The organism is Cyclobacterium amurskyense (assembly GCF_001050135.1).
Classification (GTDB): Bacteria; Bacteroidota; Bacteroidia; order Cytophagales; family Cyclobacteriaceae; genus Cyclobacterium; species Cyclobacterium amurskyense.
Map to the genome: position 1 here is coordinate 4044946 of NZ_CP012040.1, position 22288 is coordinate 4067233.

A 22288-nucleotide genomic window follows, 5' to 3' on the forward strand; every position below is an offset into this window, starting at 1 on the left:
GAGAAAAAAGGTTTTCATCCTTAAAATTGGATCAAATCTTGCAATAGAAATAATATGAGTGATTTTAAAGTAGGTATTAAAAAAGTAGGTATTCACCTATCAATAATATTGGCCTTAACTTTTGGGCTATTATTTGTTTTTTTTGAAATTTATTTGCCTGATTATACCCATCATGGTGAGTCCGTCACTGTTCCTGATTTAGAAGGGTTTCATTATGATGAAGTGCAAGGGTATCTTGAGGGTAGAAATCTGGTAATGGTGGTTACTTTAGACAGTGGCTTTGTGGCGGATGCCAAGCCATTGGAAGTACTGAAGCAAAACCCAAAGCCGGGAGCCAAAGTAAAGCAAGACAGAAAAATCTATGTCACACTCAATGCGAAAAATGCACCCCTGATCAGGATGCCTAATTTGGTTCATACCCCTTTGAAAAATGCTCAGGAAATTTTAGCCAATTTTGGACTTGTGAGAGGAGACATTGTATACGTACCAGATATAGGTCACAATGCCGTATTGCACCAAAAATACAGAGGTAGAGATATCAAAGAAGGTTTAGAAATTCCTAAAGGATCCCAAATCGATTTGGTGGTAGGAGATGGTTTTGGTAATCAAAATCTCGATATGCCCAATATCATAGGCATGGATGACCAAGAGGCGGAGTTCTTGATTCTTGGATCGGGCTTAAGCATGGGCAATGTCAATTATGTAGAAACGGATACTGTTCCCAAAGGAACGGTAGTTAAGCAACTTCCTCCTGCAGGATTAATGATGCAAACAGGAGAAAGGGTAGACATCTGGGTTTCTAAACTTGGACAAGAAACAACTTTTAATGAATAGGATTAGGTATTCGGTTCTGATAGCTGTTTTGCTAGTTGGTTTCTCTTCCGTTACCGACTGTATTGCTCAATTTCAGCAGTTACCGATTGCTTCACTTCCTTCTGATAATAATTCTATTTCATTAAATAATCAAAGAACTGCTGCGGAGACCTTACAGCTCCCTTTTTGGGATGATTTTTCCTCCGGTCAATTGTCTCCCTTGCTTTGGGAGACCCAAGGTGTCAAAACTTCTTTTACACTAGGCCTTGCCCCTCCATCCTTAGGTGTAGCTGTATTGGACGGGGTAGATAATAATGGCCAAGCCTATTCAACTACACGGCTAGAACAGGGGGAAGGGGATCAATTGACCTCCATGCCCATTGACCTGTCTCAAACTTCAGCTACTAATGACGTTTACCTCAGTTTTTATTGGCAAGCTGGTGGAAAAGGAGAACGTCCGGATGATTCCGATGCACTAGAGCTTTATTTTTTAGATTCCGAAGGTAAATGGGTGTTGGTATGGAGCCAAGAGGGAGGAGATGATGTGGCATCAGACCAGTTTGTGCAGGTATTGTTACCTGTAGCTGAGCAATTTCATTATGAAGCATTTCAGTTTAAATTTCAGCAATCGGGAAGGCTTTCCGGACCATTTGATACATGGGTGTTGGATTATATTTATTTGAATAAGGGAAGGGATGCCACCGATCGGTATCCTGCTGACAGGGCGCTGACCCAATTGCCAAGCAGTCCTTTTGCGCCCTATTTTGCCATTCCTTATTTTGAGCTTGATCAAGAAAAATTAACTACCCCAATTAGCAACGAATTCAATAACCTGACCAATAGGTTTAGAGCCATAGAGTATACAGTTAGCCTTACTAACAAAGCGACGGGTGAGCTTTTGGAAAAGATCAATGACAATACCCCTTTTAATCCAGTGCCTCAGGCTTTGGAACGCAGGACTTTCACGAGCAGTGATGTCAAAGGAACCTCCTTAATTGGTTTAATCGACGAACCAATGGATGTGGAAGTACTAATGTACCTTAGGGCGGGGGATACTTATTTGGAAGAATTGGAGGGAGAATCCCAAAATTTCAATGTGGATTTTCGTGCCAATGATAGCAGCAGGATAGTAATTCCCTTTAGGGATTTTTATGCCTATGATAATGGTTCTGCGGATTATGCAGCAGGCATCAATCAAAGAGGTGGAATGTTGGCCTTGTCTTACGAACTATCTACCCCTTCTTACCTTTCGGGGCTTAGCATACAATTCGCGAATGCTGCTCAAAGAAACAGTGCGATAGAATTAATGGTTTGGGATTCAATTTCCAATGAGCCTTTGTACCAAGGAGAAGTATTGATCCCTGCTGATGCTGGATTGGGTAGTTTTTCTTATTTCCCATTAGATACCAATATCATGGTAAAGGATCATTTTTTTATTGGTTTCACCCAGTTTTCAAATGATTACCTGTATGTGGGCTTGGATAAAAGTGGAGATACAGGAGATAAGATTTTCTATAATGTGCATGGTTCATGGCAGCAAAATGAGCATGTAAAGGGGAATTTAATGATGCGGGCACACCTTAGCTTGGACCCTGTTGTAGAGGAAGTTGATTTGCCTGATGAGGAGTTATCGTTTTACCCAAATCCAGTAACTGAAAGGTTATTTATCAGGGGTGAGGTGGATGACTTAATGGTGTTCGATTTCCAGGGCAGGCTGATAAATATACCCCAAGAAGTGGATAAAGAAGGTAAAATGCTTAATTTTACAGAAAGTCAAAAGGGGATGTACCTGATTAAAATGGTAAAAAATGGACAGCCCATCACGAGAAGAATTATTGTTAAATAAGCCATGAAAGACATAGAAGTAGAAGAATTAAAATCAAGGTTAGACAAAAAAGAACAGTTTGTCTTTTTAGATGTCAGAGAAACGTACGAATATGAGGATGACAATCTTGGCGCCATTAATATTCCTTTGGCTCAACTTCCTAATAAACTTTCCGAAATAGAAAAGTATAAAGATGAAGAGATCATCGTGCATTGCCGATCTGGAGCAAGAAGTGGGAATGCAAAAGTATTCTTAGAAAGTAAAGGTTATACCAAAGTCAGAAATGTCTTAGGAGGAATATTGGCCTACAGGGCTTTAGAAGAAGACGAATAGCATTTAGATTTTCCTTTATTCAAAAACGAACGGTTCAGGAGTAAAGCAAAGGATAAACAAAATGATGGCCAACCAACCTAGAATTTTACGTTTTTGATCTAGTTTTGTGCCATCCATTACTTCTGGGTGATTGATGCCCAGAATCCTTCCTACCAGAAAAGCAAAGAAGAGCCAGCCAGTATAACCTTGGATATCTGGTGAGATACTTACCAAGCTGTATTGTATAGCCGCTATTCCAAGCGCCATGATCCATTTGTTGGTGTTAGAAAGACCTGATTTTCTATAGCAGATGTACAAGAAGCCTATATACAGAGGCAAAGCCAGGGCCAGGTAATTCAAGTCCTCAAAAGGACTGATAATGCCAAGGCCGGCGTAAAATAAAAATACGGTATATACTACAATTGATATTATTTTGTGGTGTCTGGGAAACAGCCCAAATACCACATGTCCTCCATCCAATTGTCCAATGGGCAATAAGTTTATGGCTGTAAAGAACAAAGCCAAGTAACCCGCAAAAAGAAAGGGGTAATGGATGATTTCAGACATGGCCGGCATCCGCTCAGGATCTGCTAGGGTTTTTTCCATGGTCCAGAACAATAGATTATAGCCCAATTCAAAATCCATCATGTCTTCATCTTCGCTAAGGACATAATTTGGATCTGCATATTCAGGGTGGATTTCATAGATATAGTCAGCTTCAGGCAATTGCGTGAAGCCATATATCAAAACAGCAAAAGCAACCACAAAACCAGCGAGTGGGCCCGCAACGCCTATATCGAAGAATTTTTTCCTGCTACTAATTATTCCCTTCATTTGAATGATTGCGCCAAAGGTTCCTATGGACGGAGATCCCAAAAAGCCCAACCATGCAGGGATAAAATAAGGTAGGGAAGACCTTACCTTATGGTAAATGGAAGTAAACAGGTGTCCCAACTCATGAATCAATAGAATACCGATGAAGGGCAGGGAGAATTGCAGGGAGAGCACGAAATACTCCCATGTAAGCGGTAGTTCGTCGGAAAGTATACTTCTGCCATACAACCATTCTCCACCCGCTAGGGTAGTGGCTATAATCGTTAAAAAGAAAAGGGTACCGTGCTTAAGGTATTCTTTGGTACTATACATTTTGGAAAAAATTGATTAATGCTTTTGGGTGGTCAATATGATGTGTTTGTATGCCAACTTTATTCGCACCCAAAAGGTTCTCTTTGAGGTCATCAAAAAACAAACATTTTTCTGGAGCAGCACCTATTCCTTTGATGACCTCTTTATAGATGGCTTCATCAGGCTTACGCAATCCCATTTCCTGGCTTAAAAACATATGGTCAAAAAGATCAGGCCAGGTGCCTTCGGGCAATTTTTGCTTAAAAGTTTCTTCTACCACCTTAAAATGGATGCTGTTGGTATTGCTAAGCATGAAGAGGGGGTATTGTTTCTTCAGTTCCATAAGTAGGTCCAGCCTTTCCTCTGGGATATCTACAAGGATACTGTTCCAGGCATCATCAATCCATTCGTCTTCCCAGTCGGTCGAGAAAAATTTTCTTACCCCATCTCTGAAGGTATTTTCGTCGGATTTTCCTGTTTCAAGATCAAAGTGAACAGGAGAGACCATAAATTCTTTAATTAGGTGATGTTGTTTTTCTGGCAAGCGACTATTTATTTTTTCAAAAGTCCTTTGGTAATCAATGTCATAGATAACATTCCCTAAATCAAAAATTAAAAATTCAATTTCTTGCAGGTTTTTCATTACAATTTTTGTTGTGATTTTAAAATCAAATATGTAACATTGCATTCCCAAAAGCAAGGTAAAAGGTTCAAAAGACTTCTAATCTTGGATAGGGAGCCTTCTCTAGTTTGAAATACAGTTGGACTTGGTTGTTTACTTCTTTTTATTTGTGGTTGAATGGAAGGAGTAAATTTTCTTAATAAAAGTGGGGCCTATAACTCAGCTGGTTAGAGTATCTGACTCATAATCAGAAAGTCCCTGGTTCGAGCCCAGGTGGGCCCACAAATTAGCCGAGAGCAATCTCGGCTTTTTTTATGCCTATTTTTTTTCTAGCCCGTCCCGGAGGCTGAGCCTGTCGAAGCCAACGTTTTTCTGCATCTCCCGGAGGCTGAGCCTGTCGAAGTCATAGGTTTTTCAGGCGTAAACCATTGGGAAAGGTATATTATAAAACCTCCCTTTTGTTCTCTAAATTTTGGCTAAAGCCGGATCATAGGCTAATGCCTTAATAAATGAGCTAAAACCCATTCCTATTGAGTTATTTTCTTTGACTGATTAATTCGTTCTAAATTTTGGGAAAGGTATAATACATCTAATTTCAATAGCCCCCAGCTTTAGCTGGGGGATTTGTATGTTCTCTCATTACTGTGGCTTTAGCTAAATTCTTTATCCAAATGCCCTAGAATTTTGATTATTCGATCAAGGTAACTCTGGCAAGATTAGGGGACTTCTGAACCCCGAGGGGGTACCTCTGAACATACACCTATACCTTCCTAACTCAAATTTCTGACATGAAACAGGGGAGGGAGTACCTAAAACTGACAACATTCGACCTTTTTGCTCAAATTTCCCACCTTTGAACTCGAATTTTTGGCCTAAGAAATTGAAAAATTGACTAAAAACTGACATTAATTCGACCTAAATGCAGAAAATATGACAAAATTGCTGGAGTTTTCAACGCTTTGGAAAAAAAAATGGTGTTCCGAAGCGGGGAGGGGTACTTCCGAACCTACCCAATGCAGATATTAACTTCAAAATTCGACTTTTGAGCTCGAAAATTCGATGTATTAACTGAAAATTTCCGCCTTTTTGGCAGTTTGTTTGACTGCATAAATCGGTAATTCCACAAAAGTCTGACAAGATTCAATAGCAGAATCGATCAATTTGATGGATTTTATATCCTATTGAGTCTTCAGATAGGTAATATATAGTTAAAAAGGGATAGAATTTAAAATTAGGCCACAGATAATAGGTTTTTAAATGTTCTTTGTAGGCATAAGCCATATTTTTAGTTAAAGACCTGTTTCTTTTTATGGCCATAAAAGGGAATCATAAATTGCTCAATTAGGTCTTTATTAAGGATTGACTTGCGGGAATGGTGGATTGCCTAAGAAATAATTATGTTTTATAAATTCAGCTTTTTATCTACAATAATCCTTATAATTCAATTAGATTTAAGCTCAAATTGTTAACATCTTCTTAGGTGATTAAAACTTAGTTATTTTAGGGGAAGTATTGGGCCAATAAAGCCCAAACTATTAATAGATATTAGGTATGTGCAGATATGCAATGTCTTCATATAAATCACATTATGCTTGTTTTGCTTGCCGCAAAACTTTTAAAAGAAGATTGTTAGAGGATATTTTGGGTGGCTATAGTAAAGGCATTCAGGAAACCCCTGCTAAATGTCCTGAATGTGGGGAGATAATGGCAGATATGGGCTTGGATTTTGAAGCACCTAAGAAAAAAGATGTGAATGCGTGGAATCATATTTCAAATCTGTATAAAGTAGATATAACCTTCCATTCTTGTGGCTGTACAGGACCTGGATACATACCAAATGATACTGAAGCATTAATAAAGCATCTGTCTAAGATCAAAGACACCTATTTGGTGCATCAACACTTTTGGGCCAGAAGGATGAGTGATCCGGAAACGCAAAGCGAAATAGCAAGAGATAAACATCAAAATGGTGATTTTCTCTACAGAATTCCAATCGAAATGAAAAAAGGAACTAAAAATAAACCTGAGTATGACGCAGCAAAGGCTCAGCTTTATTGGAATCAAAAAGTAGCTGAAATTGAAAAGAAAATAGAAATAGTTAATAATACTAACGCTATTTAAAATGCATACAAGATTTAATAGTCCTTAGTTTTTGTAATCAGATTATCCGGCACCGGAGGCTGAGCCTGTCGAAGTTGGCCTCTCTAGGCATTTTAGCTCCAAATAACATTTCGCTAAACTTAGACCAGATCAACATTCAAAAAATTGAGATAATAATTCTAAAAAAAACACTAAATTAGTGCTGAAAATTAAACGATTATGGGGACAATTGAATTGAAATCGAATCTGCATAAAATAATCGATAGTATTGAGGATGAACAGTTGCTACGTGCTATTTCCAGATTTCTTGAAAAGCGTAAAAACGCAGAAGATGGACTGCTGTGGAAAGAACTGACAGACGAACAAAAAAAAGAAGTGCTTCAGGCTTACGAAGAATCGGAGGATAAGGCAAATCTCATTAACGATAAAGACATTTGGAATGAGATTAAATGAAAATTGTTTGGACTAAAAAAGCACGAGAGAGGTTTGGTGAAATATTGGAATACATTGAACTTAAATTTGGTTCAACTGCAAGACGTTCATTCATAACAAAAACGAAAGCCTTTACTAGGCTACTTTATGAGTTTCCGGAAATTGGGACACTAGAGATACCAGAGAAAAAAATAAGAGGTTTTCAAATCACTAAGCAAACGCGGGTCTTTTATCGGCTGAAAAATGATCAAATTATTCTATTGACATTCTTTGACTCAAGGCAAGATCCCCAGAAGAAGCCTCAATAAACCTTACAATAATAAAAGACTCTCCTTCTCTAAATTTCGGCTAAATCCGGATGATAGGGTAATGCTTTAATAAATAGGCTGAAGCCCATTCCTATTGAGCTGTTTTCTTTGATCGATTAATTCGTTCTAAATTCTGGGAAAGGTATAATACATCTAATTTCAATAGCCCCCAGCTTTAGCTGGGGGATTTAAATGATTTCTCGTTTCTGTGGCTTTAGCTAAACCATTAACCTATTAACGCTCACAAAGCCTTTCGAAATTGGCCTCCCTAGTCCTTTCTGGTCTAAGTTACGCTTCTCTAAACTTAGACCAGATCGGGGACTGGTTCGAAACCTGTAGGCATTAAAATAAATATTATAGCCTAAATTTTATTTTATATATTTCGGAAGTGTATTTGTAAAATATTATATTAAGTATATTTTTGTTTAATTAATTACGGATATGTATTGGATCTATTTTCTTTTATTAATTTTTACATACTATTTCTTTATAGTTTCAGGGTTAATTTCGGCACTAATTTTAAGAGTTTTTAAAAGTATTTTTCTTAAAAGAGAAAGTCTTTTCCGACTGAAATTAGAAAGAGAATTACGGGATGGTAATGAAAATGATGGTTTATCCAAATCAAAGGTTAATGTTATAAATGTTAAAATCTTAGTAGAAGACCTATTTATTGGGGTGATTAGGGGTGGAATTATCACACTTATATCTTGGTACGTTTTGTCTCTATTTTTTGAGGTTGATACCCAAATATTTTTAATAACATTACTTCTAGCGCAATTAATTATAACCTTTAAAAACTGGAAGAGAAATGTTAGATTTATAGATGAGTGTATGAGGTGGGTAGGAGATTTCCCAGGGATAATAATGACTTTTTATATCTTAATAGAGAAATGAAATTTTGCAGCTATCCCTCCCCCAAAAAAATCCACCAAATTAGTTAATTGATTCTACAGGTAGCAAGATTATTGTGCTGCAAGGTTTCAGGTAATTATTCAATACTATTTAACCAACCTCAACTCATCGATCACATTTTCACTGGAATCTTTGGCGGTGTAGGTAAGGCTGTTGCCGTCGATGTCTAGCACCTGATAAAATGGACCTTGCTCATACCTGACTTCAGCATAAGGCTCTTCTCCTATGCCTCTTAGATCACTAGGAATACCTATGGAAATCATATAGGTGGTGCCATCCTTTGCGTTAGCAACGACTTTGCCATCCTTCATGGGATTGGAACGCATGTAATAATGGATGTGTCCGGAAAACACCATGTCAACATGGTACTTGTCGAATAAAGGGATCCACTCTTTCTGAATGTTAGGATAAGGTTCTTCCCAGTTGTAAGGAGGGAAGTGGAACATGGCAAATTTCCATGTGGCCTTGGATTCACTCAATTGTTGCTCGATCCATTGGGTTTGTAATTCGTCCTTTGATGTGGCATCAATCATTAGAAACATGGCGTTTTTATAATTGAAGGCATAGGTGTGCTCAGTAGGGAGGTCCTTAGGCCCATTGGTTGGGTAGCTGAAAAGTTGCCGGTACATCTCTGCCCCAAGCCCCATGCGGTTGTCATGATTTCCAATCACATTCATAAAGGGTCTCTGGGAGATGACGTCTTTGGAGTATTCGAAGAGTTCATCCCATTGATCTCTATGCAGGCCATCACTTACCAGGTCACCGGCTATGGCGTGAAAAGCTGCCTCCGGATGTTTTTGAAATGCCTGATTCGCCAACTTCCCCCAGATAGGCGAAAAATGTGAGTCGCCATACCAGATAAAAGAAAAGCTGTCGTCATTGGATTGGGTGGTGAAAGTCTGCGTTTCCGGCCAGTTGTTTTGGGTACTTATTTTGTATTCATAAGTTGTTCCTGCTTCCAGTTTTTCCAATTGAGCAGTAAAGCGATTGACATAGCGATCATTGGCAAGCCTTAGGTCTTCCATTTCGTATTTTTCAGCCTTTACGGTTAGGGTCTCTTCAGCTCCTTTTTTCCGGTAGCTTACTTTGCCTGAATCTATGGAGCTAGCTGTTCTCCATTGAATGTCCATTGTTGTGGAGGGATCAGCACTCCAGGTCAACATGATTTGATCTGCCTTTTCTGAAGATGGAAACTTGGTGGTTCTAAAAGCATTGACCAATTGAGATTCGGTCCCTCTTCCACGTACAGTCGTTAACATCTGCTGTCCTTTTAATGCCTCGGGGACCTCAAATAATACCAGTTCATCCCAGTCTCCGTAAACAAATGCCCCGTCATCCATGGTGCCGATGAAATCAGTTTCCGGATAAATATCGCTGATGGTCAATTCCTCACTTTCATTCTGTGGGGCCACAGTTACGAAATAATGGTAACTGTAGTTTTCCAATCCATTGATCCCTAGTCCAACCTGGCCTTTGTCAAAATTCTTTTGCCATACCTCATAATCCGTCATTTCGTTGTGCATGGTCATTTCGGTTTTCACAAAGCCACTTTCCTTGAGCCAAAAGGGTAGCCTTTCTTGCTTTTTGCTTCTGATTACAGATACTACCACAGGTACATTTACATTAAAGGTCCAATGAGCACTGGCAAGTGTTTCAAGCTCTTCTTCAGTAAACAAGCCAAATGCTTCCTCATAAGTAAGGGCATGGAGTTCTTCAACTGACTTCGTATTGTAAAGCTCGGAGACCTTTTTGCTGATAAGTTCTTTGGATGTACTGTGCTGTTTTTTGTTGGTTTCAGAACAAGCAAAGACGATTAAGAGTAGGGCAAAAACCCAGGCTGTATTTTTGTATAGGTTGATTTTCATATTCAAGATTTCATTATTACTAATTTTAAAAGCAGGCCAATGGTTGGTGGATTTTATGTCTTAAACCTGCTTTCTAATTAATGACTGAAAACCAGTTGATTTGGGCCATTTTTTAATGTTAAATTTGAGTTAACACCGAAAAAATACGATTCCTGTTACACTAAAAAAAAGACACCAATGGGCATGAAAGTGTTTTGATACCATTTCGAATGAAAAAATGCGATTGAACCCGGATTATGTAATAGGATTCGTAATAGCCTGTCCCGTGTTTACGGGAAGTGTTGCAATCGCAAGAAAATCAGGCTGTTTGGAGATTTTAGCATAGCACCGCTATGGTGAAATTGAAAACAGCAACGAAGTGGCTGATTTTAAAGCGATTTCAGCACGTAATAGAATGTCTATTGCATATTTCGGGTTGAATCCTTTAGGTACCTGTGCCGAACAAATTTGGTCGGGAATATCCTTTCATTGCCCATTTGTGGTAGTGGGCAATATTATCATCATGCCGAATCATATTCATGGCATTTTGATTGTTTAAAAATCTAATGATGCGATTCATGATGGTATAGGCGCAATGAAAAACGCCTATACCATCATGATTTCATAACCATGTCATCAGAAACGCCGACTCTTTTAGGAAAATAGCAGCCAACATTTACTTTATCCTTGGAAATGGAAGGAGGATTACTTAAACCTGTAATAATCTATACAGGGAAGAATCATTTGTACCAGGTTTATTTTTCCACTATAATCTTCTTGACAAGGGGTTTACCAAATGCTTTGTGAACCTTAATTATATAGCTGCCATTTGCAAGCCCGATCAAGTCTATTCTATTGGAATTGGCAGTGGATAGAATAAGCTTTCCGGAGGTGTCAAACAGTTGTATTAAATAAGTACCACCATTTTCCCCGCCAATTTCTATGAATCTAGCGGTAGGATTTGGGAATACTTTGATGGGATGAGTCGAATCTTCAAGAGAGGTTACAATCAAGTCTGAACCATCACAATTTTCATCTATGTTATTGTTTGGAATGTCTATTTGGTCAGGGTTGATACCAGGGTTTTCATCATCACAATCATTCTCTTTAAGAAAACCATCTTCATCCAGATCATCGTCTAGGGTTTCTGGATTACAGTCATCATCTATCCCATTGTACGGAATTTCAGTCTGGTCTGGGTTTATGTTTGGATTGGAGTCATCACAATCATTTGTTGCGATAAAGCCATCTTCATCTAGGTCGTCGTCTAAAGTATTTGGATCGCAATCGTCGTCTATCCCATTGTACGGGATTTCAGTTTGATCAGGATTTACATTGGCATTTGTATCATCACAATCTTCGGCAGCATTAAAGCCATCTTTATCCAGGTCATCATCTAAAGTATTTGGATCACAGTCATCATCTATTCCGTTGTAAGGAATTTCAGTCTGGTTGGGGTTTATGTTCGGATTGGTATCGTCACAATCATTTGCTGCAATAAAACCATCTTCATCCAAATCATCATCTAAAGTATTTGGGTTGCAATCATCATCTATTCCATTGTAAGGGATTTCCGTTTGGTCTGGGTTTATGTTTGGATTGCTATCGTCACAATCTTCTATCGCAATAAAACCATCTTCATCCAGGTCATCATCTAAAGTATTCGGATCACAGTCATCGTCTATTCCATTGTATGGGATTTCCGTTTGATCTGGGTTTATGTTTGAGTTGGTATCGTCACAATCATTTGCTGAAATAAAGCCATCCCCATCCAAATCATCATCTAAAGTATTTGGGTTGCAATCATCATCTATTCCATTGTAAGGGATTTCCGTTTGGTCTGGGTTTATGTTTGGATTGCTATCGTCACAATCTTCTATCGCAATAAAACCATCTTCATCCAGGTCATCATCTAAAGTATTCGGATCACAGTCATCGTCTATTCCATTGTATGGGATTTCCGTTTGATCTGGGTTTATGTTTGAGTTGGTATCGTCACAATCATTTGCTGCAATAAAGCCATCCCCATCCAAATCATCATCTAAAGTATTTGGGTTGCAATCATCATCTATTCCATTGTAAGGGATTTCCGTTTGGTCTGGGTTTATGTTTGGATTGTAATCGTCACAATCATTTGCTGCAATAAAACCATCTTTATCCAAATCATCATCTAAAGTATTTGGGTTGCAATCATCATCTATTCCATTGTAAGGGATTTCCGTTTGATCTGGATTTATGTTCGGATTGGTATCGTCACAATCATTTGCTGCAATAAAACCATCTTCATCCAAATCATCATCTAAAGTATTTGGATCACAGTCATCCTCTATTCCATTGTAGGGGATTTCCGTTTGGTCTGGGTTTATGTTGGGATTGTTATCGTCACAATCTTTTTCCGCATTAAAGCCATCTTTATCCAGGTCATCGTCTAGTGTATTTGGATTACAGTCATCATCTATCCCATTGTACGGTATTTCAATCTGGTCTGGGTTTATGTTTGGATTGTAATCGTCACAATCTTCTTCCGCATTAAAGCCATCTTTATCCAGGTCATCGTCTAGTGTATTTGGATCACAATCGTCATCTATGCCATTGTAAGGGATTTCCGATTGATCTGGGTTTACATTTTCCCTGAAATCATCACAATCAAGGTTATTGGTTGCATAATCGAAGCAGAATTCATCACAAATTAAAACAGGTTCAGCACTGGCATCCCCATAGCCATCCCCATCCATGTCAGGATAAGCCACAATTTCTTCACCCCGGGTTGATCTTATTAGATCTATGTTTCCTTGAACATAGTTTGTACCATTGTACACACTTCCCAAGTGATCAGGCTTTGATAAGTAATCTGATAAAGGATCGGAAAAATTTATTAAGGGCCCATCGGTTCCGGTAGCTTCTATGCTTACCTTCCAGTCAAATTTCACAAAGTCCCCAATAATTCCACATTCATCGTATAAACCGCTTTCTATTTGTATGTCCTGAATAGACGGCCCTGTTATTGGTGTTTTTAAAACCTCAATGATAACATCCTCTTTGAAGGAGCTGGAACTTATGTCTTTATATGACCTGATTCCAGATCGAGAATACTCTGGACTATGGCTGTAATTTTCTATAGACACCTTAATGGAGGTCACAGTGACGCCTTCAGGGATATTAAACTCAAATGTGGGGCTAAGGCCTTCACTTAGTAAAAGTTCGTAGGGGTCTGAATTATTGATGATTCTACATTGACCAAAAGCATGCAAAGTGGAAAAGAGGAAAATTGCAGTGAAAAAATAAAAGGATTTGCGCATGAATTTGGTTTATTGGGGGTGGTTATTGGAGTTTTTTTAACATGAACCTTCAATGCACCCCTATTGAAATTGTGTCGGGCAAAAATAGTTCTTAATATTTATTATTTAAACTAAGTATTAATTATTTTCTATTCCTACTGAGGGTTTTAAGATTGTAAATCAATTCATTATTAGTTTTTGGAGCAGTCATTTATTATTTTACCTTTTAATTATTAGCTATTCCTAAGACCCATTATGATAAATTTATCACTACTACTTTTCTATAGTGTTTTTTCTCTGGTCGACAGCCTTCCTCAAGTGTTACCAGGCACGCGAGAGGGAATTGCCCCTGTTTCCCAAGAAGCTTTTTCCAGAGAATTATTGGATGGCGCGCACCGTTTTGTGGATTTGAAAATTGAAGAGGCCAATACAGAAAGAATGCGGGACTGGACAATTGGATTCTCCTCAAAGGAACAAAAAGAGCACTTTCTATCAGAAAAGCGGGATAAATTAAGGTCTATTTTAGGGATAGCAACCCAACCGGTAAAAGTTAATAAAATTGAATTAATAGCCAATGTTTCGGATCCCGTTGAAGTAGCAGAAACAAATAAATACACCATCTACCAGATCAAGTGGCCTGTTCTCGAAGGAGTGTTTGGAGAGGGGCTTTTACTTAAGCCTAAGGTCAATCCAAAAGGGCATTTCATTGTCTTGCCTGATGCAGATCAAATTCCCGAACAACTGGCAGGGCTGGCTCCGGACATAGCAGAAGGATCTCAAATGGCCAGGCATTTGGCTGAAAATGGCTTTGAAGTCATCGTTCCTACTTTGATCAATAGAGAAGTGCTAGAAAAAGACCAATCGGCTAGGGAATGGATCTATAGACAGGCCTTTCAAATGGGTAAACACCTGATTGGGTTTGAGGTGCAGCAAGTGTTGGCGATCAGTCAATATTGGCAAGAGCATGGGGCTGATAAAATTGGTTTGGCAGGTTTTGGCGAAGGAGGATTAATAGCCTTGGTGGCTGCGGCTTTGGATACAAACATTGACGCAAGTCTTGTCTCTGGTTATTTTGGTCAACAACAGGAGAAATGGGATGAGCCTATTTATAGAAATATCTGGGATTTTTCTACTCATTTTGGTGATGCTGAATTGGCCGCTATGGTGGCGCCAAGAGGCCTGGTGATTGAGCATAGCCAATTGCCGGAAGAAGTCATCCTTCCTACCCAGAAACCTAAGGAGTATGATCCCTTTAGTTATTCAGGATACAAAGGGGCCCTTACACAGACAGATTTTAAGACATTACAGGAAGCGTTTAATCGAATATCCCTTATTGAGAAAAATGCCAGGTATAATAGGGTATTGGTGACAGGACAAAACAGTACTTCCATAGCTTTCGGATCAATGAATGGGCTTAATGCTTTGGTAGATTTGATGGAAATAGAAGGAAACCTTGACCTTTCCAGTGATAAGCCATTTGATCAAAGAAAAGACTTTAACCCCAAGGAGAGACAGCTTAGGATAAGAAATGGGATGGAAACTTACGTTCAACAGCTGATTCACTTATCGCCAGCTACCAGAAATGAGTTTTACCTGCATCAAGTGATGCCCAACTGGGCAAATAAAGAGTGGAGTACCAAAAGCTATCACCCTTATGAAAAACCGGATCAATTTAAAAAAGAGAGCCAGAAGTACAGAGAATATTTTAAAGATGAAGTGATCGGAAGTTTTTCCGATGATTTATTGCCGGGAAATCCAAGCAGTATTCAGGTATATGAAAATGAAAAGTGGAAAGGATATTCCATTGCCTTGGATGTTTTTCCAGAATTTGGAGGTGGAGGGATACTCTTGCTACCCAAGGACATTAGCAAAGGTGAGCAGCGTCCGGTTGTAGTGGTCCAACATGGGAGAAATGGTGTGCCTGAGATCGTAATTGAAGGGCATACGAGTTATAATAATATGGCGGCAAGGCTGGCCGAAGAAGGCTTTGTTGTGTTTGTACCCTATGGTTTGTTTTCAGGTGAAGACAGATATCGCTGGCTGGATAGAAAAGCCAATACTATAGGGAAAAGTCTGTTTTCATTTGTTTTGGCCCAACATGAGCAATACTTGGCTTTTTTGGGGGACTTACCCTTTGTGGACAAAAGCCGTATCGCATTCTATGGGAAAAGTTACGGTGGAGAAACTGCCATGAGAATCCCCTCTATACTGGAAGGTTATGCCCTCTCCGTGTGTTCAGCAGATTTTGGAGATTGGACGAGGAAGGTTGCCGACACCTCTTTTTATAACAGTTTTATGCATACCATAGAATGGGAAATGCCTTATTTCAACATGGGGAATACCTTTAGTTATGCGGAAATGGCTTATTTGATATTCCCCAGACCTTTTATGGTTGAAAGAGGCAGGCATGACCTGGTTCAGCCGGATGAATGGGTGGCCTATGAATACGAAAAAGTCAGGTCTCTATACACGCAGTTTGGCAAAGGGGACAATACCAACATCGAATATTTCAATGGGGGCCATGCTTCGCGAAACAAGGGCGTATTTGATTTTCTTCACCAGCACTTGAATTGGCCTTAAAAAATCGTAAGTTTTATTTTAGCACTTTATGCAAAAAATATTATTAGGAAAGCAAGTAAAAGAGCTTGATGCATTGTTTGTAAGTGAATCAGGCATTAGTTCCTATCAATTAATGGAAAGGGCGGCAAATAAATTTTGCCAATGGTTTATTGCGCATTTCAAGAAAGGCTGCAAGATAAATATTTGCTGTGGTACGGGAAATAATGGAGGGGATGGACTGGCCATTGCCAGGTTGTTGTCCGAACAAGGTTATGTTATAAATGTTGCGATAATAGGTAATCCTGAAAAAGGGTCAATTGATTTTATCAATAACCTTAAAGAATTGCCAAGAAGCATAGCTACAAGCAATTGGAGAGAATTAAAATCCGCTGAAATCACCATTGATGCCATTTTTGGCGTAGGGATAAACCGAGCACTTGAAGGGGAGTACCTCGACTTGGTTCAAAAGCTTAACAAGGAACAAGGTGTAAAAATCAGCGTTGATATGCCTTCTGGCCTTCCTTCGGATACTCCGGCTGATGGTGAGGTGTTTCATGCTGATCATACGGTTAGTTTTCAATTTCCTAAGTTGTCCCTGCTTTTTCCAGAACATGCCAAATATGTAGGTGAATTGGTGATCAAAAAAATAGGAATGGAGCCTAAGCACTTTGATTCTTTTTCTTCTAGCTATCGTTTTTTCTCAGGTGAATCTCTTTCAAGTTATCATAAGAAATTCCATTCGTTTAGTCATAAAGGAGATTTCGGCCGTATTGTATTGATCGGAGGAAGCTATGGCAAAATGGGTTCTATTTGCCTTAGCATAAAGGCTTCTTTGCGTACAGGGGCGGGGCTTGTGTTTTGCAAAGTGCCAGGATGCGGAGTAAATATTGTTCAATCTTCCATTCCCGAGGCCATGGTATTGCCCCCTTCTTTAGAGAGGGACATTGATACCAACCTCGAGTTTTCAGGAATAGATGCCATTGGGATTGGTCCAGGCTTAGGTACAGGAGAAAATGCTCAAAAACTTGTTAGGAAAGTCCTTAAATCCTTTGCTGGCCCCACTGTTGTGGATGCTGATGCCATCAATATCTTAGGAGAGAAGCGGGATTGGATCAACTTATTGCATTCAAATGTGATCCTCACCCCACATTTGAAAGAATTTGAGCGGCTGACAGGGGTGAAGTCCGACAACCACTTACAACGCATTGAATTGGCGAAAGAATTTTGTATGAAACACAATTGTAGCTTGGTTTTAAAAGGAGCTTTCAGTGTGCTAAGCTTCCCTGATGGAAGCCAGGTCTTCAATAATTCTGGAACGGTTTATATGGCTACTGGTGGATCAGGAGATGTGCTTACTGGTATGCTTACTTCTTTTTTAGGACAAGGTTATACCATGAAACAGGCAGCCATATGTGGGGTATTCCATCATGGACATGCCGGTGAATTGGCAGGAAAGGCACTGAGAAGGGGGACCATGGCTTCTGACATCGTTGAAAATATTCCCAAAAGCTTTCTAGACTGGGACATTAAGTAATGTTCTAGTCTGATTTACTCGGGTAGCAATTTGAATGATTGCCTATGGTGAGGAGTAGGTCCAAATTCTTTAATCCCCAATCTATGGGACTTGGTGGGATAGCCAACATTCTTCTCCCAGCCATATCCGGGGAAGTCTACTGCAAGATTGGCCATTAAGTCATCTCTATAAGTTTTTGCCAGAATGGAAGCAGCAGCTATGCTGGCATATTTTCCATCCCCCTTAATGATACATTCATAGGGTATGTCATGTATTGGATTGAACCTGTTGCCGTCGATTAACAAAAATTCAGGTTTGATTTTTAAGGCCTCAATGGCCCTGTTCATTGCCAGAAAGGAGGCGTTTAAGATATTGATTTCGTCGATTTCTTCAACTGTGGCACTGGCAATGGCCCAAGTCAAGGAATTGGCTTTTATTTCTTCTGTGAGCTTTTCCCGGTTGCCTTTTGTAAGTTTCTTGGAGTCATTGATCCATTCGTTGGCGTAATCCTCCGGAAGGATAACGGCAGCAGCAGTCACTGGCCCACAAAGGCAACCCCTGCCTACCTCATCACATCCGGCTTCTAATCTATTAGGAACTAAATTCGGTAGCAGCATTGGGATAAAATTCCTGTTCTTTATGGTATTTATGAATCAATTCGGCAACCAAGCCAGTCCAACCTGTTTGGTGAGAGGCACCTAAGCCCCGACCATTGTCTCCATGGAAATATTCGTAAAAAAGAATTAGGTCCTGGAAATGAGGGTCTTTTTGCATTTTTTCATTATCTGCATAAATTGGGCGATTTCCGTCTTTATCTTTCATAAAGATATTGATCAGCCTAAGGGATAATTCTTTAGCTATCAGATCCAAGGTGATGTATTTTCCTGATCCTGTAGGGTACTCAATGGAGAAAGTACCTCCATAATAGTAATCAAATTTTTTCAGGGACTCAATTATCAAATAATTGATAGGAAACCATATTGGACCACGCCAGTTGCTATTCCCTCCAAACATTGTTGTTTCGGATTCGCCTGGGGCATACCTAATGGAAAATTTATTGCCGTTGATTTGTACCGAGTAAGGATGTTCCAAATGATCTTTGGAAAGTGATCTAATTCCAAATTCAGACAGAAATTCCTTTTCATCAAGCATTTTATTGAGAATGCTTTTCATGCGATGGCCTCTTAATAATGAGAAAAGCCTCCTTTTATCTCTACCCGGATGAATCCAGTTTGAAACAAGAGCGGCCAATTTTGGTCTTTCTTTAAAGAAAAAATCCAGCCTCTTCTTAAATTCCGGTAAATCATCAAATAATTCTTCCCGAATAGGTTCCACAGCAAACATTGGAATAATGCCTACAATGGACTTTACTTTCATAAGCTTGGGTTCCTCCCCTGAAAGGTGCAGCACATCATAAAAGAAGTTATCTTCATCGTCCCAAAGGCTAATGTTATCCTTTGAGATATTGCTCATGGCTCCAGCGATATTGAGAAAGTGCTCCAGAAATTTAGTGGCAGTATGCTGGTAAACTTTGTTGAATTCACAGAGATCCAGTGAGATTCTGAGCATATTGAGGCTAAACATGGCCATCCAAGAGGTGGCATCTGCTTGTTCTAGCTTACCGAAAAACTTGTCTACATGGCTTCTGTCAAATACACTTATATTGTCAAGTCCAAGGAATCCACCCTCAAAAATATTCTTGCCTTCTTCATCTTTTTGGTTAACCCACCAAGTGAAATTTAATAGCAGTTTGTGAAATGCCCTCTCTAGGAATTCATGATCCCCAACTTTATTTTCGTTGTTTTTTCTATCGATCTGATATACCCGCTGTACAGCCCAGGCATGGACAGGAGGGTTGACATCGTTAAAATTCCATTCATAGGCAGGCATTTGCCCATTGGGATGCATGTACCAATCATTCAGCAATACAAGCAATTGATCTTTTGCGAAATCCGGATCCAATCGGGCAAGTGGGATGGTATGGAAAGCCAGGTCCCAGGCTGCATACCATGGGTATTCCCATTTGTCTGGCATGGAGATTATATCGTAATTCTGAAGATGGCGCCAATTGCTATTTCTTCCGGATTTCCTTTCCTGAGGTGGCTGATATCTTCCTGAGTCTCCTTCCAACCAACGCTCTACATTATAATAATAGAATTGCTTGGTCCATAGCATGCCTGCGTAGGCTTGTCTTTGGATCATACGCATTTGATCGTCTTTTACTCTTCCTTGTAGGACTCCATAAAAGGTTTCCGTGTCCTCAATCCGGTTTTTTAGTATTTCTTCAGCATGCTCAATTGGGTCTTCAGTTTGCATTTTTTGCATTCTGAAAATGACTTCTGACTTTCCTCCAGCTGGAATTGTCAAATTGTAAATAGCAGCGGACTTTGTTCCCGAATTATTTGGGTTCAGGTGAACCACTTCTCCATTAATGACATAATCATTGATGGCATCCTTAAGGTATTTTTTCTGATTGCCTATGTGATATAACCGTTCTCTATTGGTTTCATTGTCACAGAATTTCAACTCAGGCTCTCCCTGAAAGATAAAGCTATAATTACCTGATTTAGGAGAAAATGCTTTAATCTTATTTTCCCCATTTTTTCTTAAAGTGGGGATAAATGGCTCATCTCCTGTAAACCAGGTTTTTCTAAACCAAATGGTAGGCATAACACAAATGGTAGCTTCCTCAGAACCTCTATTATGTATGGTGGCTTTACAAACAATGTCTTCAATATCTTCTTTGGCATATTCCAAATAAATATCGAAATAGGCATTGTTATCAAAGACACCAGTATCTAAAATCTCGTATTCTTTATCTTCTTTTCCTCTTCTATGATTTTCATCAAGGAGTTCTTTGTAAGGGAATTTGCTCTGTGGATACTTGTAGAGCATTTTCATGTAGCTATGTGTGGGAGAGGAGTCCAAGTAATAGTACAACTCCTTAACATCTTCACCATGGTTCCCCTGATTTCCAGTTAGGCCAAATAACCTTTCTTTGATCATTTCATCCTTGCCGTTCCAAAAAGCCCATGCAATGCATAGTTTTTGTTTGTTGTCGCTAATTCCTCCGATGCCTTCTTCTCCCCAACGATACGCCTTACTTCTTGCGTCGTCGTGGGTTACATTTTCCCAAGCTGACCCATCTGGACTATAATCTTCCCGAACAGTTCCCCATTGCCTTTCAGTAAGGTAAGGACCCCACTTTTTCCAATGCCGGGTCTTTTCCCGGTCTTCCTTCAATCGCTTTAACTCTATATTCATGGGTATCTAACGCCAAATTAATAAAGAGCGAATTTAACCTATTTAGATTTCTTTATGCCAAAATTTCTGACTTGTATTTTATTTTTTTTTCAAACAACAAGGTTTTTATTGAATGAAAGGCCTGAAAAATGCTGTTTAGCCCCGAATTAGATAATAGACATGCCATGATTTATCAAAACCGTTTTAGAACCAGAAATGACACATTGAACTTGGTGCGACGTAAATCCTATGGCTATTGGACTTATTTTTCCTAATAGCCTTAATAAACTTTTTCTTTCTTATTATAGAATATTTCATTCAACATGTCTAAAGCAAGGGCTTCCAGTGAACTTTGCCATGCTTTAAAGTTCTCGCCTTTTTGATTTTGCTGTGCGCTTTCCATGTATTTATCCAATACCCCTAGGTCAAAAGTCTTGTTGGCTTTTCCTGCACCAGCCTTCTCAGCATCCAGTGCGTTGCATTGTTGTTCGTATTGTCCTTTAACAGGCACCATAAGGCTGGGTTTCCCCAAGAACATTGCTTCTCCTATGGACTCAAAACCGGCAGTAGTAAGAAAGCCTTTACAGGCCGCCATTTTTTCAATAAATAGCTTTTCATCGATTTGATGGAAGGTCAGGTTGGGTAATGCCTTAAAGCCATCTCTAACACCTGTATTGTCCCAAAACGCTTCTATCTTTGACTGTGGATTTTCTTTAGCAGATTGAATCAATTCCTGGGCATATCCAGGATTCACCACATAGGCCAAGTAAAAATCTCCTTTACTTACTTGAGCGTTCTTTATGACCTTTTTAACAAGTGGAGGCCATACCTTTAATTTGGTGTCTGGGCTGTTTTTGGAAGATTGCCATAGGGATAAGGCTATTTTTATATCAGCATGATGGCAGGTTATTTTTGTATTTAGCTTAAACAAAAACCTATTGACATTTCCCCTCTTAGCAAAGGTGAAATCTGGGTGATATATTAGGTATTGGTGGCCTATGGCAATAAATTTGGCTTTTGGTTTGTATATAAAATTGTAGATACCTCCCAGGATATCATAGAAGTTAACGATGCCATCAGGTTGGTAGAACCTGATTTGCTCATCCATCTGCTTCAAACTCCTTATGAAACGGGGAGACTTCTTTAAATTTTCTATAATTGTAGCGCCTAGCTTAATTGATTTGTTGGCCTTGTCTGTAATAAAGTTAGGGCTTGGATATCGATAGATGGGGCATTGGAAATCCTCTAAAAAATAGGAGGGTGCTTTCCGTCTGTTACTGCTACCCAAGATAACGGCCACTATGCTATGACCTTGCTTTTCCAGCACATCCCTTAGCACCTGGGCCTGTGTCATGTGTCCCCGACCCTCTCCCTGAACGATAAATAAAAATTTCATTCTTGC

Annotated in this window: 16 protein-coding genes and 1 tRNA gene; 10 read left to right on the forward strand and 7 right to left on the reverse strand. The window is 39.3% G+C overall.

The features are described 5' to 3' along the window. Positions 1–54 precede the first annotated feature (54 nt). Genes CA2015_RS16575 through CA2015_RS16585 form a run of 3 tightly spaced genes read left to right on the forward strand, consistent with a single transcriptional unit; the run spans position 55 to position 2971 of the window. Positions 55–834 carry a PASTA domain-containing protein gene (locus CA2015_RS16575; RefSeq protein WP_048642910.1) on the forward strand — a complete coding sequence of 260 codons (780 nt, stop codon included), beginning with the start codon at positions 55–57 and terminating at the stop codon, positions 832–834. Then, the gene (locus CA2015_RS16580; RefSeq protein WP_048642911.1) at positions 827–2659 is read left to right on the forward strand and encodes a T9SS type A sorting domain-containing protein; all 1833 of its coding nucleotides are present in this window, start codon (positions 827–829) and stop codon (positions 2657–2659) included. Before CA2015_RS16575 ends, CA2015_RS16580 begins: the two co-directional genes overlap by 8 nt. A gap of 3 nt (positions 2660–2662) precedes the next feature. After that, on the forward strand, positions 2663–2971 hold the full coding sequence (locus CA2015_RS16585) for a rhodanese-like domain-containing protein (protein ID WP_048642912.1): 309 nt from the start codon (positions 2663–2665) through the stop codon (positions 2969–2971). A 15-nt stretch (positions 2972–2986) separates the two neighbouring features. Here CA2015_RS16585 and CA2015_RS16590 read toward each other — a convergent pair whose 3' ends face one another. Both CA2015_RS16590 and CA2015_RS16595 read right to left on the reverse strand, forming a co-directional pair. After that, positions 2987–4096 carry a site-2 protease family protein gene (locus CA2015_RS16590; protein ID WP_048642913.1) on the reverse strand — a complete coding sequence of 370 codons (1110 nt, stop codon included), beginning with the start codon at positions 4094–4096 and terminating at the stop codon, positions 2987–2989. Beyond that, positions 4089–4718: an HAD family hydrolase gene (locus CA2015_RS16595; protein ID WP_048642914.1), complete on the reverse strand. Its 630-nt coding sequence runs from the start codon at positions 4716–4718 to the stop codon at positions 4089–4091. The genes CA2015_RS16590 and CA2015_RS16595 overlap by 8 nt, the downstream gene beginning before the upstream one ends. Positions 4719–4905: 187 nt before the next feature. On the opposite strand from CA2015_RS16595, the gene CA2015_RS16600 reads away from it, so the two are divergent. From CA2015_RS16600 to CA2015_RS16625, 5 genes are all read left to right on the forward strand, one after another. Then, positions 4906–4979 (forward strand) — tRNA-Ile (locus CA2015_RS16600). Between the two features lie 1269 nt (positions 4980–6248). Then, positions 6249–6818 (forward strand): hypothetical protein, encoded by a 570-nt coding sequence (locus CA2015_RS16610; RefSeq protein ID WP_048642916.1) that lies wholly within the window; start codon positions 6249–6251, stop codon positions 6816–6818. Positions 6819–7016: 198 nt separating this feature from the next. Beyond that, positions 7017–7250 carry a hypothetical protein gene (locus tag CA2015_RS16615; protein ID WP_048642917.1) on the forward strand — a complete coding sequence of 78 codons (234 nt, stop codon included), beginning with the start codon at positions 7017–7019 and terminating at the stop codon, positions 7248–7250. Further along, entirely contained in the window at positions 7247–7537 is a 291-nt protein-coding gene (locus CA2015_RS25440) for a type II toxin-antitoxin system RelE/ParE family toxin (RefSeq protein ID WP_048642918.1), read from the forward strand. The genes CA2015_RS16615 and CA2015_RS25440 overlap by 4 nt, the downstream gene beginning before the upstream one ends. Before the next feature lie 441 nt (positions 7538–7978). Continuing rightward, positions 7979–8431: a hypothetical protein gene (locus CA2015_RS16625; protein ID WP_048642919.1), complete on the forward strand. Its 453-nt coding sequence runs from the start codon at positions 7979–7981 to the stop codon at positions 8429–8431. 104 nt (positions 8432–8535) lie between these two features. Here CA2015_RS16625 and CA2015_RS16630 read toward each other — a convergent pair whose 3' ends face one another. Beyond that, entirely contained in the window at positions 8536–10314 is a 1779-nt protein-coding gene (locus tag CA2015_RS16630) for a purple acid phosphatase family protein (RefSeq protein WP_048642920.1), read from the reverse strand. A 734-nt stretch (positions 10315–11048) separates the two neighbouring features. Further along, on the reverse strand, positions 11049–13592 hold the full coding sequence (locus CA2015_RS16635) for a T9SS type A sorting domain-containing protein (RefSeq protein WP_084011841.1): 2544 nt from the start codon (positions 13590–13592) through the stop codon (positions 11049–11051). Positions 13593–13826: 234 nt separating this feature from the next. Between CA2015_RS16635 and CA2015_RS16640 the strand changes: the two genes are divergently transcribed. Further along, positions 13827–16151 carry a dienelactone hydrolase family protein gene (locus tag CA2015_RS16640; protein WP_048642922.1) on the forward strand — a complete coding sequence of 775 codons (2325 nt, stop codon included), beginning with the start codon at positions 13827–13829 and terminating at the stop codon, positions 16149–16151. A gap of 28 nt (positions 16152–16179) precedes the next feature. Further along, positions 16180–17664, forward strand: coding sequence for a bifunctional ADP-dependent NAD(P)H-hydrate dehydratase/NAD(P)H-hydrate epimerase (locus CA2015_RS16645; protein WP_048642923.1), 1485 nt, complete (start codon positions 16180–16182; stop codon positions 17662–17664). 14 nt (positions 17665–17678) lie between these two features. On the opposite strand, the gene CA2015_RS16650 is transcribed toward CA2015_RS16645, so the two are convergent. The 3 genes from CA2015_RS16650 to CA2015_RS16660 all read right to left on the reverse strand — a co-directional run bounded on the left by CA2015_RS16650 (position 17679) and on the right by CA2015_RS16660 (position 22282). Then, complete coding sequence (locus CA2015_RS16650; protein ID WP_048642924.1) at positions 17679–18260, reverse strand: ribonuclease HII; 582 nt, start codon at positions 18258–18260, stop codon at positions 17679–17681. Beyond that, positions 18235–20907, reverse strand: a complete 2673-nt coding sequence (locus tag CA2015_RS16655; RefSeq protein ID WP_048642925.1) for an MGH1-like glycoside hydrolase domain-containing protein — start codon at positions 20905–20907, stop codon at positions 18235–18237. The genes CA2015_RS16650 and CA2015_RS16655 overlap by 26 nt, the downstream gene beginning before the upstream one ends. A 259-nt stretch (positions 20908–21166) precedes the next feature. After that, a complete protein-coding gene (locus CA2015_RS16660) occupies positions 21167–22282 on the reverse strand; it encodes a glycosyltransferase family protein (protein ID WP_048642926.1) in 1116 nt (371 codons plus the stop codon). Between the last annotated feature and the right edge of the window lie 6 nt (positions 22283–22288).

What these genes read in the sequence shown, in the direction of transcription:
- CA2015_RS16575 (WP_048642910.1), top strand. Translation starts at nt 55, where the DNA reads ATGAGTGATTTTAAAGTAGGTATTAAAAAAGTAGGTATTCACCTATCA.
- CA2015_RS16580 (WP_048642911.1), top strand. Translation starts at nt 827, where the DNA reads ATGAATAGGATTAGGTATTCGGTTCTGATAGCTGTTTTGCTAGTTGGT.
- CA2015_RS16585 (WP_048642912.1), top strand. Translation starts at nt 2,663, where the DNA reads ATGAAAGACATAGAAGTAGAAGAATTAAAATCAAGGTTAGACAAAAAA.
- CA2015_RS16590 (WP_048642913.1), bottom strand. Translation starts at nt 4,096, where the DNA reads ATGTATAGTACCAAAGAATACCTTAAGCACGGTACCCTTTTCTTTTTA.
- CA2015_RS16595 (WP_048642914.1), bottom strand. Translation starts at nt 4,718, where the DNA reads ATGAAAAACCTGCAAGAAATTGAATTTTTAATTTTTGATTTAGGGAAT.
- CA2015_RS16610 (WP_048642916.1), top strand. Translation starts at nt 6,249, where the DNA reads ATGTGCAGATATGCAATGTCTTCATATAAATCACATTATGCTTGTTTT.
- CA2015_RS16615 (WP_048642917.1), top strand. Translation starts at nt 7,017, where the DNA reads ATGGGGACAATTGAATTGAAATCGAATCTGCATAAAATAATCGATAGT.
- CA2015_RS25440 (WP_048642918.1), top strand. Translation starts at nt 7,247, where the DNA reads ATGAAAATTGTTTGGACTAAAAAAGCACGAGAGAGGTTTGGTGAAATA.
- CA2015_RS16625 (WP_048642919.1), top strand. Translation starts at nt 7,979, where the DNA reads ATGTATTGGATCTATTTTCTTTTATTAATTTTTACATACTATTTCTTT.
- CA2015_RS16630 (WP_048642920.1), bottom strand. Translation starts at nt 10,314, where the DNA reads ATGAAAATCAACCTATACAAAAATACAGCCTGGGTTTTTGCCCTACTC.
- CA2015_RS16635 (WP_084011841.1), bottom strand. Translation starts at nt 13,592, where the DNA reads ATGCGCAAATCCTTTTATTTTTTCACTGCAATTTTCCTCTTTTCCACT.
- CA2015_RS16640 (WP_048642922.1), top strand. Translation starts at nt 13,827, where the DNA reads ATGATAAATTTATCACTACTACTTTTCTATAGTGTTTTTTCTCTGGTC.
- CA2015_RS16645 (WP_048642923.1), top strand. Translation starts at nt 16,180, where the DNA reads ATGCAAAAAATATTATTAGGAAAGCAAGTAAAAGAGCTTGATGCATTG.
- CA2015_RS16650 (WP_048642924.1), bottom strand. Translation starts at nt 18,260, where the DNA reads ATGCTGCTACCGAATTTAGTTCCTAATAGATTAGAAGCCGGATGTGAT.
- CA2015_RS16655 (WP_048642925.1), bottom strand. Translation starts at nt 20,907, where the DNA reads ATGAATATAGAGTTAAAGCGATTGAAGGAAGACCGGGAAAAGACCCGG.
- CA2015_RS16660 (WP_048642926.1), bottom strand. Translation starts at nt 22,282, where the DNA reads ATGAAATTTTTATTTATCGTTCAGGGAGAGGGTCGGGGACACATGACA.